Here is a 15001-nt window from a genome sequence, read left to right on the forward strand (position 1 = left end):
GAATAACTAATGGCTAAGAAATCTATGGTTGTTAAAAACCAACGCCCTGCAAAATTCTCAACGCAAGCCTACACTCGTTGCGAACGCTGCGGACGCCCACATTCAGTTTACCGCAAATTTAAACTTTGCCGTATCTGTCTTCGTGAGTTGGCTTACAAAGGTCAACTTCCAGGCGTTAAGAAAGCATCTTGGTAATTTGAAATTGATATAAAAGGGCATTTCAGAAGCTTAGCTTATTGCCCATGCAATCTCCACGGGGGATTGTGGTTCTAACAGATAAAAACACTTTCTCATTTGAGGAAGTTTTTTTTGTTTTCAAATATATTTTTATTACAATATTATTTTTTAATGGAATTAAAATAAGATATACTTAAATAAAGTAAAAAATAAATAAAAGCATGATGCAAATTGGAGACTTTGTGATGACCATCTACGACATCTTTTTCTTATTGGGCGGGTTGGGCCTTTTCTTATACGGTATGAGCTTGATGAGTGATGGTTTAAGCTTGATTGCCGGTTCTCAATTAAAAAAAATCTTAAAACGTTTGACACGCAATAAATGGCTCGGCGCTTTTTTAGGTTTTATTATCACCGCGGTCATTCAAAGTTCTACAGCAACAACGGTTATGGTTTTAGGGTTTATTGATTCATCATTGAGGAATTTGAGCCAAGCTGCAGGAATTATTATGGGGGCCAATGCCGGTACCACCTTAACAGGGATTTTATTTACATTTAATATTCAAGATATTGTTCCCTTTGTTATCTTTGTAGGCACAATTGCCACACTGTTTATGAAACGTAAGGCTTTCAATCATATGGGGATGATCTTGTTAGGGTTTGGGCTCTTGTTTTTAGGACTCAATCTGATGAGTGCTTTAATGATCCCTTTAAGAGAAGCACCTCTCATGGCGGAACTGTTTACGCATACGCAAATGCCTCTCGTGGGTTTATTGGTGGGCTTTGCTGTTACTGCTTTGATTCAAAGTTCAACTGCATCAGTAGGGATTTTGCTGACGATGGTTGCTGCGGGTATTGTAGTTGATTTACATCAAGCCATATTTATTCTGTATGGGTTTAATGTGGGGACTGTTGTAACCACCCTTCTCGCAGCACTTCGTGGAAATAAAACAGCCAAGCAGGCTGCGATGGTCCATGTTTGGTTTAATATTATTGGAGCGCTCCTTTTCACTGCTTTGACGATTTTACCTTTCGGCTTTGTCAGTCTTATTCAAAAGACTTCTGAAAACATTGCGCTGCAACTCGTTTATGCACATATTATTTTTAATGTCGCAACACTTTTTATTTTGTTGCCCCTCTCGAAGTTCATTATTCAGCTGGCAGAAAAGAGTGTTAGAAATGCACCAGATGATACAACACACCTGAAATTAAAATTTATTGACCGCAGGTTACTCCGCACACCAGAAATTGAAGTTGAGCATATCCTTAAAGAAATTCAACGCACATTTGAGCTTATACAAGAGGATTTTGTCGAAGGAATGAATGTTCAACGCGGAGAAAAAAGAAGTACGGGTCTTACGAACGAAACGTTGATCAACTACTTGGTTCAGGAGATTAATCGGGCACTTGTCAATCTGAATACAGTTGAGCTTAAGGATAAATATGCTATTTCTGTGGGAAGAGCATATAAAATTATTAATTATCTGGCCCAGATTGAGGTTTATACAAAAGAGATTGTCTTGACACTGGATGGCTACGATTACTCGGAGGAAGAAGTAGATAAGGAAAAAAATGAATTGGCCATTCAGCTGGTCATGGAGTCTATCGTCCCACTAATAGAGAGGATGTTAGATCAAGTTTTTATATTCTTTAAAGATAAAAAATATGAGGAAGAAAAGCGTCTACTATATGATGAGGTTAAAAAGTTAGAGCGGGAAATTTTTAACCTTACTCAAGTTAATAGAGATTTGCTGCGAGCAGATTTTGAAGACATTCGGATTCTTAACAATTTACGAAAAATAAGTACGGATATCATCCATATCGCAGAAGTATTGAATTATAAAGTGTAATAAAAGGAATTTATTCCTTTTTTTTTATAAAAAAAAGCAGTACGAAAAGTACTGCTCTAAAATCAAGTTTTAACAGATTGAAAAGAGAATTGTAATTGTTTTTTGTCATAAATTTTTTTGGGTAAGGGTCTCTGAGGATCAGAGAACTTTTCAAGGTGTCTTCAACATGATGGAGTGATTAACTACGCTTTTAGTATACTATAAAGTTATGAATAGGTAAAATAAATCTTTTTGATAGTTGTAATTAAATATATTAATTAATATTTTGGTGATTTGATTACATTTAATAATCTTTCTAATTAAATAGATTTATTTTACAAATCCAAAGTAAAACTCTACACTATTTATAGAAATATGACAGACATAACCAAGGAGAAAAAATGATTACTATCTACTATCGCAACTCTTGTTTATCCAGTAGAAAGGCAATAAATTGGCTGAATGACCACCGCATTCCTTATCGAAAATGTTCGATAGATTGTGTGAGCAGTGAAGACTTGTCATACATGCTTCGATTAACCGAAAATGGTATTGATGACATAGTGAAGTCTACGAAACGTTGCACAGAAGATTTGTACCGAAAAATTCTTCGTCTCCAACAGATGCATTTTAATGAGGCAGTCGTTTATCTCAGTGAAAATGCGGAACTCTTACAGACACCCTTGATTGTTGATCATAATAAATTTTTAGTGGGCTATCATTCCGAAAACATTCGGCAGTTTGCGCCACGGTATTATCGGATGAGCAGTATTTTTCTACATCAGTACAAACGCCAAAATTAATTAAATAATTTAATATCTATCATTAAATTAATTCATTTTACAAATGTCGAATGATGGATTAATATAGAGATAGAGAAATAATAGAGAAGGAAGTGTAAATATGCAAGTAACAAATAGAAAAGTAGTCGTTGTCGGAACAGGATTTGTCGGAACAAGCATTGCTTACTCTATGATTAATCAAGGGATTGTTAATGACCTTGTGCTGATTGATGTGAATCAAGAAAAAGCTGAGGGTGAAGCTCTAGACCTCCTTGACGGCATCGCTTGGGGTCAAGAAAATGTAAATGTCAAATCAGGCGGCTATGAAGAATGTAAAGATGCAAATGTGGTTGTTATTACGGCAGGGATTAATCAAAAACCAGGACAAACACGTTTAGAGCTTGTAGATACAAATGCTAAAATAATGAAATCTATTGTGGACGAGGTCATGAAGTCTGGCTTTGACGGCGTCTTTGTTATTGCTTCTAACCCTGTAGATGTTCTGACTTACTGTGCTTGGAAAGCTTCAGGTTTACCAGCTTCTAGAGTTGTCGGAACAGGGACAACCCTAGATACGACACGTTTTCGTAAAGAACTCGCGACAAAACTTGAGATAGATCCTCGAAGTATCCACGGTTATATTATTGGTGAACATGGGGATTCAGAAGTTGCAGTGTGGTCGCATACGACGGTTGGTGGCAAACCAATTCTTGAATTTATCGTGCAAAATAACCGCTTAGAAGTTGCTGATTTACAAATTTTATCCGACAAGGTTAAAAATGCTGCTTATGAAATTATTGACCGCAAAAAGGCGACTTATTATGGTATCGGAATGAGCACAGCAAGAATAGTAAAAGCTATTCTTAATAATGAACAAGCAGTTCTTCCTGTTTCGGCATACTTAGAAGGTCAATATGGTGAAGAAGGCATCTTTACTGGTGTGCCATCAGTCGTAAACCAAACCGGTGTAAGAGAAATTATCGAATTAAATATTGATGCATATGAACGGAAAGCTTTTAAAAACTCCGTGAAACAGTTGCGTGAAGTGATTCAATCACTAGAAAGTCAAGAATGAATCTGATCATAGGAAAAAATGGTTTGTTGGGACGGGAACTTTGCTTACGACTTGAGGCAGAAAAAATTCCTTATCTCTCTACAGGATCACAAGAGTTAGATATCACCGATAAAGCTGCAGTAGATGCGTATTTTTCCCGCTATAAGCCACAAATTATTTATCTTTGCGCAGGCTATACTGCAGTCGAAAAAGCAGAACAAGAAGAGCGACATTTAGCTCATCAGGTCAATGCTGTCGGGACAGAAAATATCGCACAAGCTGCTGAGAAGGTGGGGGCATTATTACTCTATGTCTCCACTGACTATGTCTTCAGCGGCGACTTGGCGCTTGGAAAAGAGTGGGAAGTAGACGCTGTTCCACAACCGCAAACCCACTATGGTTATACCAAACTATTAGGCGAAAATGCTGTGCGGGAAAACACCACTAAACATTACATCATTCGTACAAGCTGGCTTTTTGGATGCTACGGTAATAATTTTGTCTCCACGATGAAAAAGAAAGCCAAGAATAAAGAAGATCAGGTAATCATGGTGGTCAATGATCAATTTGGTTGCCCCACTTGGACCAAAACATTGGCTGATTTCATGATTTACTTGGTGCAACATAAACCAGAATATGGTATTTATCATCTGTCCAACGCAAAAGCGGAAACAGAAAATCTTTCTTGGTTTGAATTTGCAAAATATATTTTGCGTAAAGAAAAAGTCAAGCTTTTGCCTCTTGCTACAGCAGAGCTTTCATCAAAGGTAAAACGCCCTTACAACTCCACATTGAGTTTAAAGAAAACAGAAGCCATTGGTTTTTCAGTGCCGACCTGGCAAGAGGCTTTAAATGCCATGCAGGGGTTAGAAGAAAATGGGGAATAGAAGATGGAGATTCTTATCATTTGTGTCTTATTAACTTTCCTTGTTTTTCAACTATTTTCTTTTTCTAAAACATCGGTTCTTCAAGAAAAAGCTGAAGAGAGAGAAGAATAATTCTTTAGTCGAAATATCTTTATTATTAAGAAAACACAGCGCCTCTTTCACGGACTGTGTTTTTTCTTTTTTTTAAATTAAATGGAGGAAGAAACACCCGAGCCTATTGACACGATAGAAATAATTTGATAAACTATATAAGTTCGGTCTTTTTAAAAAGACCTCATTAATTTGAAAGTGGGATTGAACAAACCCAAACTACAAATAAGGAGAAATTACATTATGGTAATGACAGACCCAATTGCAGACTTCCTCACACGTATCCGTAACGGAAACATGCGTCGTTTCGAAGTTGTTGAAGCACCTGCTTCAAAAATCAAACGTGAAATCGCAGAAATCCTCAAAGCTGAAGGTTATGTGAAAGACGTTGAGTACGTTGAAGATAACAAACAAGGTGTTATCCGTGTATTCTTGAAATACGGAAAAAACAACGAAAAAGTTATCACTAACTTGAAACGTATCTCTAAACCAGGTCTCCGTGTTTACGTTAAATCTGACGAAGTACCACGCGTACTTAACGGACTTGGTACAGCAATCATCTCAACATCTGAAGGCGTTGTAACTGACAAAGCTGCACGTTCTAAGAACATCGGTGGTGAAGTTCTTGCTTACATCTGGTAATCCTTTACCCGTAAGCTAAAAGTATTATAATTGTGAAAACAGGCAGTAGAAATACTCTTGATAATTTAACAGAAAAGGTAAAAAAACATGTCACGTATTGGTAATAAAGTCGTTGTTTTGCCAGCTGGTGTAACAGTTGAACAAAATGGCGCAACAGTAACAGTTAAAGGCCCTAAAGGCGAATTGACTCGTACATTTGCAGAAGCAATCACAATGGAAATCAATGGTTCTGAAGTAACATTCAAACGTCCAAATGATTCTAAAGAAATGAAAACTATCCACGGAACAACTCGTGCAAACTTCAACAACATGGTTGTTGGTGTTAGCGAAGGTTTCCGTAAAGAACTCGAAATGATCGGGGTTGGTTACCGTGCACAACTTCAAGGTTCAAAACTTGTATTGGCTGTTGGTAAATCTCACCCAGACGAAATCGAAGCTCCAGCAGGAATCACTTTTGAAGTTCCAGATGCTACACACATCAACGTTTCAGGTTCAGATAAAGAAGTAGTTGGTCAAACAGCTGCTTACATCCGTAGCCGTCGTTCACCAGAACCTTATAAAGGTAAAGGTATTCGTTACGTTGGCGAATTCGTACGTCGTAAAGAAGGTAAAACTGGTAAATAATCTCTTTGAGATTATGATCCGTCATTTGGTGAATGTAAGTTTGCCAAAATTCTGTACAGACAGAAACTTCCCGCTTGCATTTTTTGCAAGAAAATCGATGGCAGAAACTATCGAAATATAAAATATTTAAAGAGGTAGAATTGTGATTTCTAAACCAGATAAAAACAAACTCCGTCAAAAACGCCACATTCGCGTTCGCGGAAAAATCTCAGGTACTGCTGAGACTCCACGTTTGAACGTATTCCGTTCAAACACAAACATTTATGCACAAGTTATTGATGACGAAGCAGCTGTAACACTTGCATCTGCATCATCACTCAAATTGACTGGTACTAAAACAGAACAAGCTGCTGAAGTTGGTAAACTTGTTGCTGAAGCTGCTAAAGCTAAAGGCATCGAAGCAGTTGTATTTGACCGCGGTGGTTATCTCTATCACGGACGTATCCAAGCACTTGCAGAAGCTGCACGTGAAGCTGGATTGAAATTCTAAGGAAAGGGGTAATCATTAAAATGGCTAGAAACGAAGAAGTTAAAGAATTCGAAGAACGCGTTGTTGGAATTAACCGCGTTACTAAAGTTGTTAAAGGTGGACGTCGTCTCCGCTTTGCTGCACTTGTTGTAGTTGGTGACCGTAACGGTCGCGTAGGTTTCGGTACTGGTAAAGCTCAAGAAGTTCCAGAAGCAATCCGTAAAGCTATCGAAGCAGCTAAGAAAAACATCGTGACAGTTCCTATGGTAGGAACTACTGTACCTCACGAAGTACTTGGTGTATTCGGCGGTGGTAAAATCCTTATCAAACCAGCTGTAGAAGGTTCTGGAGTTGCCGCAGGTGGTGCCGTTCGTGCCGTCCTCGAACTCGCAGGTGTTGCTGACGTAACATCTAAATCATTAGGTTCAAACACAGCAATCAACGTTGTTCGTGCAACAGTTGAAGGTTTGCAACAATTGAAACGCGCTGAAGAAGTTGCGGAACTCCGCGGCAAATCAGTAAGCGATTTGGCATAAGGAGGATATCATGGCTCAAATCAAAATTACATTGGTAAAATCACCAATCGGCCGTATCCCTGCACAACGTAAAACTGTTGTTGCACTTGGCCTTGGTAAACTTGGTTCATCAGTTGTGAAAGAAGACAATGCAGCACTTCGCGGCATGGCTAACTCAATTTCACACTTGGTAACAATTGAAGAAGTTAAATAATAATTAAAAAAGTTCAGATTATCTGGACTTTTTTTCTGAGGAAATTGTAAAAATTTTCAAGATGTCCAATTAAATAAGTAAAAATGTACATTAAATTTTAAGGTATAATTGTTTTTAAATGTGAAAGGAAGAGAAGAATGAACAAACGAATTTTTGCACTTGCGACAGTAGCACTTGCATCAGTAATTGTACTTGCAGGTTGCGGAGGACGCAATACAGAAAGATCGCAAGGGAAAACAGACCTTAATGCAGCCTTAGTGTTAGGTAATGATGGGGTCGATGATCGCTCATTTAACCAATCCGCTTGGGAAGGTCTTCAAGCTTGGGGTAAAGACAACGGGCTTTCAAAGGGGAAAGGAATTAACTACTTCCAGTCTAACTCTCCAGCTGAATTCACTTCAAACTTTAATTCGGCCGTTTCAGGTGGTTATGATCTTGTGTTCAGTATCGGCTTTGTCTTGCACGAAGCAACTTCTCAAGCCGCACAAAATAATCCTGATACCAAATTTGCTGTTATCGATTCTGTCATCGAAGGTAAAGACAACGTTGTCTCTGCAACTTTTGCGGATCAACAGTCAGCTTACCTTGCAGGTGTTGCCGCAGCCAAAACAAGTAAAACGAACCATGTTGGTTTCATTGGTGGGATCAAGTCAGATGTGCTTGCCGCTTTTGAAACAGGGTTTACAGCGGGTGCCAAATCAGTATCGCCAGATATCAAAGTGGATGTACAATATGCGCAATCCTTCACAGATGCCGGTAAAGGTAAAACAATGGCTTCTGCAATGTACGCTAGCGGCGCGGATGTGATTTATCAAGCAGCGGGCAGTGTTGGAACAGGCTTGTTCACAGAGGCTAAGAATTTGAATGAAACAAGAAAAGAAGAAGACAAAGTCTGGGTTGTTGGTGTTGACCAAGACCAAGAATACTTGGGTGGCTATACATCAAAAGATGGTAAAAAATCAAACTTTGTCCTTGTTTCAACAGTCAAAGAAGTTGGAAACGCAGTGAAAGATATTGCCAATAGAACAGAAAAAGGAAAATTCCCTGGTGGTGAAAACCTCAAGTATGATCTTTCTAACGGTGGTGTAACGCTTGCTCGAGATAACGCTTCAGATGAGGCTTGGAAAGCAGTTGAAGCAGCAAAAGCTGATATTGTTTCAGGAAAAATTGAAGTTCCAGCAAAATAAATTAAAAAAGGGTATGAAAGACATACTCTTTTTTGTTTCCAAAAAGAAAGAGCCATGGATGATTTGCTTTTTCAGAGTAAATTTAGTAAAATGGAAAAGGTTTAAAAGCCGAAAATTAGAAAAGTACAGGCGAGTTGAACTCCATCCTTCCTTAGAGTGGAGCGAGGCGGCAGCATTGTACAAAATAAGGAGAAAACATGAAACTTCATGAAATGAAAGCTGCTGAAGGCAGCCGTAAAGTTCGCAACCGTGTAGGTCGTGGTACTTCATCTGGTAACGGTAAAACATCTGGTCGTGGACAAAAAGGTCAAAAATCACGTTCAGGTGGTGGCGTACGTCCTGGTTTTGAAGGTGGACAAACAGAATTGTTCCGTCGTCTTCCAAAACGCGGATTTACTAACGTAAACCGTAAAGAATACGCAATCGTAAACCTTGACACTTTGAACCGTCTTGGTGATGGTGCTGAAGTTACAGCTGAAACTCTTGTAGCTGCTAAAATCATCAAAGATGTTAAATCTGGTATCAAAGTTCTTGCTAACGGCGAATTGACAGTTAAAAACCTTAAGGTTAACGTTGCTAAAGCATCTTCTGCTGCGAAAGCTGCTATTGAAGCTGCTGGTGGTTCTGTAGAACTTCTTGAAGCAAAATAATTCAATTGGCGGTTGATTTTCAACCGCTTATTTTATAGGGTTAATATTTAAGAAAGTTTAGAGGGAAATTATGTTTTTCAAAACTCTAAAGGAAGCTTTCAAGATAAAAGATGTAAGAGCACGGATTATCTTCACCATCTTTATTCTGTTTGTCTTTCGATTAGGTGCGCATATCACAGTACCAGGGATCAATGTTGAAAACTTGAATGCCCTGAGTGATTTACCATTCTTGAACATGATGAACTTGGTGTCTGGTAATGCCATGCAAAACTATTCATTGTTTGCTATGGGGGTGTCACCTTATATCACAGCATCAATTATTGTTCAACTTTTACAAATGGATATTTTGCCGAAGTTTGTAGAATGGTCAAAACAAGGGGAAATCGGACGTCGTAAGCTTAATCAAGCCACACGTTATATTACTTTGGTTTTGGCTATGGCTCAATCTATCGGTATTACTGCAGGTTTCCAAGCTATGAGCACGGCAAATATCGTACAAAATCCTAACTGGCAAACTTATCTAATGATTGGTGTCATTTTGACCACAGGATCAATGGTTGTGACATGGATGGGTGAACAAATCAATGAAAAAGGATTTGGTTCTGGTATTTCTGTTATTATCTTTGCGGGTATCGTTTCAGGTATCCCAAGCGCCATTCACGAAGTTTATACAGAGTGGTTTGTAAATGTTCGTCCGAGTCAAATTCCAATGTCATGGGTAATGGTCGCTATTCTGGTGGTTGCTTCAGCATTGATTATTTACTTCACAACATTTGTACAACAAGCAGAACGTAAAGTTCCGATTCAATACACTAAGTTGACACAAGGTGCGCCTACAAGTTCATACTTGCCACTTCGTGTTAACCCAGCAGGTGTTATTCCCGTAATCTTTGCAGGTTCTATCACAACTGCTCCAGCAACAATTTTACAGTTCTTACAACGTGCTCAAGGTAACAACGTTGGCTGGCTGAATAGCTTACAATCAGCCCTTTCTTATAACACATGGACAGGGATGTTACTTTATGGCTTATTGATTGTTCTCTTTACCTTCTTCTACTCATTTGTACAAGTTAATCCAGAAAAGATGGCAGAAAATCTGCAAAAACAAGGTTCATACATCCCATCTGTTCGTCCAGGTAAAGGTACTGAAAAATATGTTTCAGGCTTACTGATGCGTTTGGCAACAGTCGGCGCACTTTTCCTTGGCTTTATTTCGATTCTTCCAATCGTTGCCCAAAATATTTGGGGATTGCCAAAAATCGTTGCCTTGGGAGGGACGTCGCTCTTGATCTTGATTCAGGTTGCCATTCAAGCTGTTAAACAACTTGAAGGTTATCTCTACAAGAAAAACTACAAAGGATTTATGGATAATCCAATTGAAAGCTAAAAAAATCTTGCTTCGGCAAGGTTTTTCTTTATTTATCTTAAGAAATGCGGTAAAATATTAAGGTATAATTTGTATTATGTTGTCTGTAAACTCATAAGTAAGAGTTGCAGCATCTATAGTAAAACTTGTAAGAAAGAAAACGGGAGAAAACAATGAACTTGTTAATCATGGGCTTGCCAGGCGCAGGTAAAGGTACACAGGCAGAATTTATCGTTAAAAATTACGGTGTGAATCACATCTCTACAGGAGATATGTTCCGTGCAGCGATGAAAAACGAAACAGAGATGGGCAAACTTGCTAAATCTTATATCGACAAAGGAGCTTTGGTTCCAGATGAAGTAACAAACGGTATCGTCAAAGAACGTTTGGCACAAGATGACATCAAAGCCTCAGGCTTCTTGCTTGACGGTTATCCACGTACATTTGACCAAGCAGAAGCTTTGGATAAAATGTTAGTAGAACTTGGTATTAAACTTGATGCAGTCATCAACATCGAAGTAAATCCAGACATCTTGGTTGAACGCTTAAGCGGACGTTATATCTGTCGTACATGTGGCGCAACATATCACAAGCTCTTCAAACCTACAAAAGTTGAGGGCACATGTGATGTATGTGGTGGACACGACCTTTATCAACGTGCCGATGATGTTCCAGAAACAGTTAAAAATCGCCTAGAAGTGAACATCAAAGAATCAGCACCAATCTTGAAACACTATACAGAACTTGGTTTAGTTAAATCAATCGATGGCGGACAAGCTATGGAGAAAGTAACTGAAGATATTCAAGCTGTTCTTGGCTAAAATAAAACAAAAAAACACTGAACATTGTCTCAGTGTTTTTTGTTTGTCTATCTTCGGAAAAGACGTTTCAATAAAGAAACAATTAAGAAAAGTGCAACGAAGATTAAGGTAATGGCAGAACTTGCAGGTGCATTGAAATAATAAGAAATGATCAAGCCACTATTCATACCAATGAAGCCAATGATTACTGACCAGAGGAGTACGGTCTTAAAGGATTTTCCGATAAGCATAGAAACACTAGCGGGTAAAACCATGATTGCGGAAACCAGTAGAGCGCCACAGGCTGGGATCATCAAGGCAATAGCCAAACCAGTCACGATATTGAAAATCATTGACATGGCTCGGACAGGAAGACCATCTACCAAGGCGGTATCTTCATCAAAAGTCATCACATAAAGTGGACGGAGGAAGAAAATAAAGCCAGCCAGAACAATCAAAGCGATGATGTAAAGCATGACAACTTGCGGAGTAGCGATAGTGACAATTGAACCAAACAGATATTGGTCAATGCTGATGCTGGTTTTACTTCCTGCCACATTAATAATAAACATGGCTAAAGCAAGTCCAGCAGACATTAAAATCGCAGTTGCGAGCTCCAGATAATTTTTATAGACGGTACGGAGAAATTCCATAAAGATAGCGGCAATAATAACGACAATTAAAGTTGTCCATGTTGGATTTAGACTAAAGAGAACCCCGAAGGCAACACCTGCGAGAGAAACATGGGAGAGGGTGTCAGAGAGTAAAGACTGGCGACGCAAAACAAGGAAGACCCCAAGAAGTGGTGCAAAGAGTGAGATGGCTGTTGTCGCCAGTAAAGCGTTACGCATAAAGTCATAAGAGAGGATTTCAAGCATTAGCTTTCACCTCCTTTTTCATTTTTGAATTAGGGACGCTGTGGACCTCAAAGCATTCAAATTTTCCATTTTTGTCTCGTGCCAGATGGATATTTCGGTCCATGTATTTTTTAACAGAGTCAGGGTCGTGTGTAACCATGAGCACACTTTTTCCGTGCTCATGTGCAGCATGGGCCATGAGCTCATAAAAGGCTTCTGTGGTAACATCGTCCATCCCGACAGTCGGCTCATCCAGAACGAAGACATCAGGGTCAGATGCAAAAGTACGGGCAATGATGATGCGTTGCTTTTGTCCACCGGAAAGTTCGCCGATTTTTTTATGGCGAAAGTCCCACATACCTACAGCATTAAGCGCAGCTTCTACGTGTTCTTCATCATGTGCAGTAAGTTTGCGGAACCAACCTTTACGTGGGTAGCGCCCCGAACGAACAAATTCATGAACAGTTGAGGGGAAGCCCGCATTGAAGCTTGAAATTTGCTGTGGGACATAAGCAATACGCAAACGGCGATTTTGTGTGTCATGGCGTGCAATGATAACTTTACCAGACTTAGGTTTCAAAATTCCTAGCGTTATTTTGATTAGCGTTGATTTTGCAGCGCCATTTTCTCCAGTCAAAGTGACGAATTCCCCTGGGTTAACAGAGTAACTCACATCTTCTAAAACAGGATTGTTGTCATAATAAAAGCTTACATTTTGAACATCAATATAAGGCATATTTTTTATTTACTTTCTAAACTACTTAAATTTTTCAGCGAGTTGATGAAGAAAATCTTGAATTACTTTTTGTTCATCTTCTGTATATTTCTGCGTAAGTTGCTGATAACTGTCCAGTGTTGCCTCATGATGTGCAGCATGTTCGCGTGCAATGGGCAGTGCTTTTTCTGTTAAATTCCATAAAACAACACGTTCATCGGTTTTACTTTTTGTGGGCGATATAAGTTCTAAATCTTGTAATTTTTTTAAAGCTTTAGTAATGGCGGCAGGAGAAACCGAGAGGGTTTCTGCCATCCGAGCATTTGTTGTTGGTTCCCCATTCAGGAGCATCAGAAGGTGCTCTTGAGTAGAAGTTAATTTGATGTCACTTTGACACTTTCCAAGAAGAATTTCGTGCTTATTTTCAGCGAATTGCATGACTTGAGATAAGAATTGATCAATTTGATTTTCTAAATTTGTATGCATAATCCCTCTCCTCGTATAATATATTTTATGGGTATTTTTCACCCCAATTTTCTAACAATTGTTATCGTTTTACTTGACTATTGTGACGTTTCCCAGAATAATTATTCTTAGGAATGGACTCAAAAGGAATATGCTAACTCTCCTTGTTGCTTCGTCTTCTTCATAAGTCTGCGACCCGAGCTGTATCAAATCTTCCAACTCACTAGCTGTTTCCACCGTGATTACTCTGCTCTTAGTAGCGAGCAGGCGGTAAGTAATCGCTGTGATGGGTATTCTAATAAGCGAGGATGAAGGGATACAGAGTTCTGGGGAATCTCTCAGTAGTCAAGTATAGTTTCCTAATCAAATGAAAGGAGGTCCTTCCAAATGAAATGTTTTGTCGGTTTAGACGTCAGCTCTACCAAACTCGATGTGTGCATCATGTCAAATGACACGGAACTTGGAGTCTTGTACGCTGCTTCACTTACCAATGATATGATTGGTGCTTCTGAAATCAAAGAACAAGTACTCTCACTTAACGAAAAGTATGAATTTAATAGAGTCGTCATTGGCATGGAAGCCACATCCCTCTACAGTTTTCATCCTGCAATGTTCTTCCACGAAGACTCGGAGTTAAAGCAGCTCGGAGTCGAGGTCATGGTGGAACAACCAGCCAAAATAAAGAAATATCGTGAGGCATTCGAAGAAAACAAGAATGATACCCTTGATGCTTTCTACATCGCGGATTACTTCCGCATTGAACGCTTTACAAGATCTTATCTTAAAGAAGAAAAGTATCTGGCACTACAACATCTCACAAGAACTCGACTTCAGCTCGTGGAACAATTAGTACGTACAAAACAACACTTCATTGAAAACATCTACTACAAGTGCAATACGCTCTCTGCGGAATTAAAGAATGAAGAATTGAGTACCTCTGTTTGGTCTGCCACAATTATGACACTCATGACCGAAGATTACACGCTAGATGAACTCGCAAATACTCCTCTTGAAGATTTCACGGAACTCATCCAGAAACTCGGGCGAGGTCGCTTCAAAGCTCCTGAGAAACTTGCAAAAGCAATAAAAGCTGCCATAAAAGGAAGTTACCGCTTATCACTCGTCCAACAAGATTCTGTCAATATTGTACTCAGTCTCCTTGCTCGCGAAATACGGAGTTTAGAGAAGATGATTAAAGAAATTGATCGAGCCATTGAAGACATGGTAGAAATTATCCCTGAATACCAATGTTTGACCAGTGTACCTGGTATTGGAAAGGTATTCGCTGCAGGAATTATCGCTGAAATAGGACAGATTGAACGCTTTAAAGACCATCCTCAAGTCGCTAAATATGCTGGCTTGAATTGGAAAGAAACACAATCTGGCAATACCTCATCTCAAAATACTTCTCTTGCAAAACGAGGCAATCGTTATCTTCGCTATTACTTAGTTGAAGCCGCCAACTCTGTACGAAGACATAACGTGGAATACGCAGAGTTTTACAAGAAAAAGAAAGATGAAGTCCCCAAACATAAACACAAAAGAGCCGTCGTTTTAACCGCAAGAAAACTTGTGCGTCTGGTGGATGTGCTACTACGCAACCACCAACTCTATACGCCACCAAGGAGGTTTATGGAAGATAATTAGTTTTATCTGCACAATTCCTTGTCTAGCCTAG

18 protein-coding genes are annotated in these 15001 nt (G+C 39.1%); 15 read left to right on the forward strand and 3 right to left on the reverse strand.

Translation table 11 applies throughout. The annotated features are described in order from the left end of the window. Positions 1 to 9: 9 nt before the first annotated feature. The 14 genes from PYW30_RS00810 (at position 10) to PYW30_RS00875 (ending at position 11307) form a co-directional block, all read left to right on the forward strand. The gene (locus tag PYW30_RS00810) at positions 10 to 195 is read left to right on the forward strand and encodes a type Z 30S ribosomal protein S14 (protein WP_003129946.1); all 186 of its coding nucleotides are present in this window, start codon (positions 10 to 12) and stop codon (positions 193 to 195) included. A 227-nt stretch (positions 196 to 422) separates the two neighbouring features. Then, on the forward strand, positions 423 to 2027 hold the full coding sequence (locus PYW30_RS00815; RefSeq protein WP_042218007.1) for a Na/Pi cotransporter family protein: 1605 nt from the start codon (positions 423 to 425) through the stop codon (positions 2025 to 2027). Positions 2028 to 2407: 380 nt separating this feature from the next. Beyond that, on the forward strand, positions 2408 to 2809 hold the full coding sequence (locus tag PYW30_RS00820; protein ID WP_042218005.1) for an ArsC/Spx/MgsR family protein: 402 nt from the start codon (positions 2408 to 2410) through the stop codon (positions 2807 to 2809). Positions 2810 to 2909: 100 nt separating this feature from the next. After that, a complete protein-coding gene (locus tag PYW30_RS00825) occupies positions 2910 to 3863 on the forward strand; it encodes an L-lactate dehydrogenase (protein ID WP_014570922.1) in 954 nt (317 codons plus the stop codon). Beyond that, positions 3860 to 4729, forward strand: coding sequence for a dTDP-4-dehydrorhamnose reductase (rfbD, locus tag PYW30_RS00830; protein ID WP_042218000.1), 870 nt, complete (start codon positions 3860 to 3862; stop codon positions 4727 to 4729). The genes PYW30_RS00825 and rfbD overlap by 4 nt, the downstream gene beginning before the upstream one ends. A 333-nt stretch (positions 4730 to 5062) precedes the next feature. Further along, on the forward strand, positions 5063 to 5461 hold the full coding sequence (gene rpsH, locus PYW30_RS00835) for a 30S ribosomal protein S8 (protein WP_003133755.1): 399 nt from the start codon (positions 5063 to 5065) through the stop codon (positions 5459 to 5461). 87 nt (positions 5462 to 5548) lie between these two features. After that, complete coding sequence (gene rplF / locus PYW30_RS00840; protein ID WP_003133757.1) at positions 5549 to 6085, forward strand: 50S ribosomal protein L6; 537 nt, start codon at positions 5549 to 5551, stop codon at positions 6083 to 6085. Positions 6086 to 6227: 142 nt separating this feature from the next. Further along, entirely contained in the window at positions 6228 to 6575 is a 348-nt protein-coding gene (gene rplR, locus PYW30_RS00845; protein ID WP_003133759.1) for a 50S ribosomal protein L18, read from the forward strand. A 20-nt stretch (positions 6576 to 6595) separates the two neighbouring features. Next, positions 6596 to 7090 (forward strand): 30S ribosomal protein S5, encoded by a 495-nt coding sequence (gene rpsE, locus PYW30_RS00850; protein ID WP_003133760.1) that lies wholly within the window; start codon positions 6596 to 6598, stop codon positions 7088 to 7090. 10 nt (positions 7091 to 7100) lie between these two features. Next, positions 7101 to 7283, forward strand: a complete 183-nt coding sequence (gene rpmD, locus PYW30_RS00855) for a 50S ribosomal protein L30 (protein WP_003134512.1) — start codon at positions 7101 to 7103, stop codon at positions 7281 to 7283. 137 nt (positions 7284 to 7420) lie between these two features. Continuing rightward, on the forward strand, positions 7421 to 8470 hold the full coding sequence (locus tag PYW30_RS00860) for a BMP family lipoprotein (RefSeq protein ID WP_003133762.1): 1050 nt from the start codon (positions 7421 to 7423) through the stop codon (positions 8468 to 8470). A 197-nt stretch (positions 8471 to 8667) separates the two neighbouring features. Further along, on the forward strand, positions 8668 to 9120 hold the full coding sequence (rplO, locus tag PYW30_RS00865) for a 50S ribosomal protein L15 (RefSeq protein ID WP_003133763.1): 453 nt from the start codon (positions 8668 to 8670) through the stop codon (positions 9118 to 9120). Positions 9121 to 9190: 70 nt separating this feature from the next. Continuing rightward, positions 9191 to 10507, forward strand: a complete 1317-nt coding sequence (gene secY / locus PYW30_RS00870; RefSeq protein ID WP_003133765.1) for a preprotein translocase subunit SecY — start codon at positions 9191 to 9193, stop codon at positions 10505 to 10507. Positions 10508 to 10659: 152 nt separating this feature from the next. Further along, positions 10660 to 11307, forward strand: a complete 648-nt coding sequence (locus PYW30_RS00875) for an adenylate kinase (protein WP_003133767.1) — start codon at positions 10660 to 10662, stop codon at positions 11305 to 11307. Positions 11308 to 11354: 47 nt separating this feature from the next. Here the strand turns inward: PYW30_RS00875 and PYW30_RS00880 are convergent, their stop codons facing one another. Genes PYW30_RS00880 through PYW30_RS00890 form a run of 3 tightly spaced genes read right to left on the reverse strand, consistent with a single transcriptional unit; the run spans position 11355 to position 13344 of the window. Next, entirely contained in the window at positions 11355 to 12164 is an 810-nt protein-coding gene (locus PYW30_RS00880) for a metal ABC transporter permease (RefSeq protein ID WP_003133768.1), read from the reverse strand. Beyond that, positions 12157 to 12879, reverse strand: a complete 723-nt coding sequence (locus PYW30_RS00885; RefSeq protein WP_042217993.1) for a metal ABC transporter ATP-binding protein — start codon at positions 12877 to 12879, stop codon at positions 12157 to 12159. Before PYW30_RS00885 ends, PYW30_RS00880 begins: the two co-directional genes overlap by 8 nt. A 21-nt stretch (positions 12880 to 12900) precedes the next feature. Next, a complete protein-coding gene (locus PYW30_RS00890; protein ID WP_014024192.1) occupies positions 12901 to 13344 on the reverse strand; it encodes a zinc-dependent MarR family transcriptional regulator in 444 nt (147 codons plus the stop codon). Between the two features lie 366 nt (positions 13345 to 13710). Between PYW30_RS00890 and PYW30_RS00895 the strand changes: the two genes are divergently transcribed. After that, entirely contained in the window at positions 13711 to 14970 is a 1260-nt protein-coding gene (locus PYW30_RS00895) for an IS110 family RNA-guided transposase (protein ID WP_042219922.1), read from the forward strand. The last annotated feature ends 31 nt before the right edge of the window (positions 14971 to 15001 follow it).

The sequence above is a fragment of the Lactococcus garvieae subsp. garvieae genome, assembly GCF_029024465.1.
In the GTDB taxonomy this organism is placed as follows: domain Bacteria; phylum Bacillota; class Bacilli; order Lactobacillales; family Streptococcaceae; genus Lactococcus; species Lactococcus garvieae.

What these genes read in the sequence shown, in the direction of transcription:
- PYW30_RS00820 (WP_042218005.1), top strand. Translation starts at nt 2,408, where the DNA reads ATGATTACTATCTACTATCGCAACTCTTGTTTATCCAGTAGAAAGGCA.
- rpmD (WP_003134512.1), top strand. Translation starts at nt 7,101, where the DNA reads ATGGCTCAAATCAAAATTACATTGGTAAAATCACCAATCGGCCGTATC.
- PYW30_RS00825 (WP_014570922.1), top strand. Translation starts at nt 2,910, where the DNA reads ATGCAAGTAACAAATAGAAAAGTAGTCGTTGTCGGAACAGGATTTGTC.
- rplF (WP_003133757.1), top strand. Translation starts at nt 5,549, where the DNA reads ATGTCACGTATTGGTAATAAAGTCGTTGTTTTGCCAGCTGGTGTAACA.
- rfbD (WP_042218000.1), top strand. Translation starts at nt 3,860, where the DNA reads ATGAATCTGATCATAGGAAAAAATGGTTTGTTGGGACGGGAACTTTGC.
- PYW30_RS00885 (WP_042217993.1), bottom strand. Translation starts at nt 12,879, where the DNA reads ATGCCTTATATTGATGTTCAAAATGTAAGCTTTTATTATGACAACAAT.
- secY (WP_003133765.1), top strand. Translation starts at nt 9,191, where the DNA reads ATGTTTTTCAAAACTCTAAAGGAAGCTTTCAAGATAAAAGATGTAAGA.
- rpsH (WP_003133755.1), top strand. Translation starts at nt 5,063, where the DNA reads ATGGTAATGACAGACCCAATTGCAGACTTCCTCACACGTATCCGTAAC.
- PYW30_RS00860 (WP_003133762.1), top strand. Translation starts at nt 7,421, where the DNA reads ATGAACAAACGAATTTTTGCACTTGCGACAGTAGCACTTGCATCAGTA.
- PYW30_RS00810 (WP_003129946.1), top strand. Translation starts at nt 10, where the DNA reads ATGGCTAAGAAATCTATGGTTGTTAAAAACCAACGCCCTGCAAAATTC.
- PYW30_RS00815 (WP_042218007.1), top strand. Translation starts at nt 423, where the DNA reads ATGACCATCTACGACATCTTTTTCTTATTGGGCGGGTTGGGCCTTTTC.
- PYW30_RS00895 (WP_042219922.1), top strand. Translation starts at nt 13,711, where the DNA reads ATGAAATGTTTTGTCGGTTTAGACGTCAGCTCTACCAAACTCGATGTG.
- rpsE (WP_003133760.1), top strand. Translation starts at nt 6,596, where the DNA reads ATGGCTAGAAACGAAGAAGTTAAAGAATTCGAAGAACGCGTTGTTGGA.
- rplO (WP_003133763.1), top strand. Translation starts at nt 8,668, where the DNA reads ATGAAACTTCATGAAATGAAAGCTGCTGAAGGCAGCCGTAAAGTTCGC.
- PYW30_RS00890 (WP_014024192.1), bottom strand. Translation starts at nt 13,344, where the DNA reads ATGCATACAAATTTAGAAAATCAAATTGATCAATTCTTATCTCAAGTC.
- PYW30_RS00875 (WP_003133767.1), top strand. Translation starts at nt 10,660, where the DNA reads ATGAACTTGTTAATCATGGGCTTGCCAGGCGCAGGTAAAGGTACACAG.
- PYW30_RS00880 (WP_003133768.1), bottom strand. Translation starts at nt 12,164, where the DNA reads ATGCTTGAAATCCTCTCTTATGACTTTATGCGTAACGCTTTACTGGCG.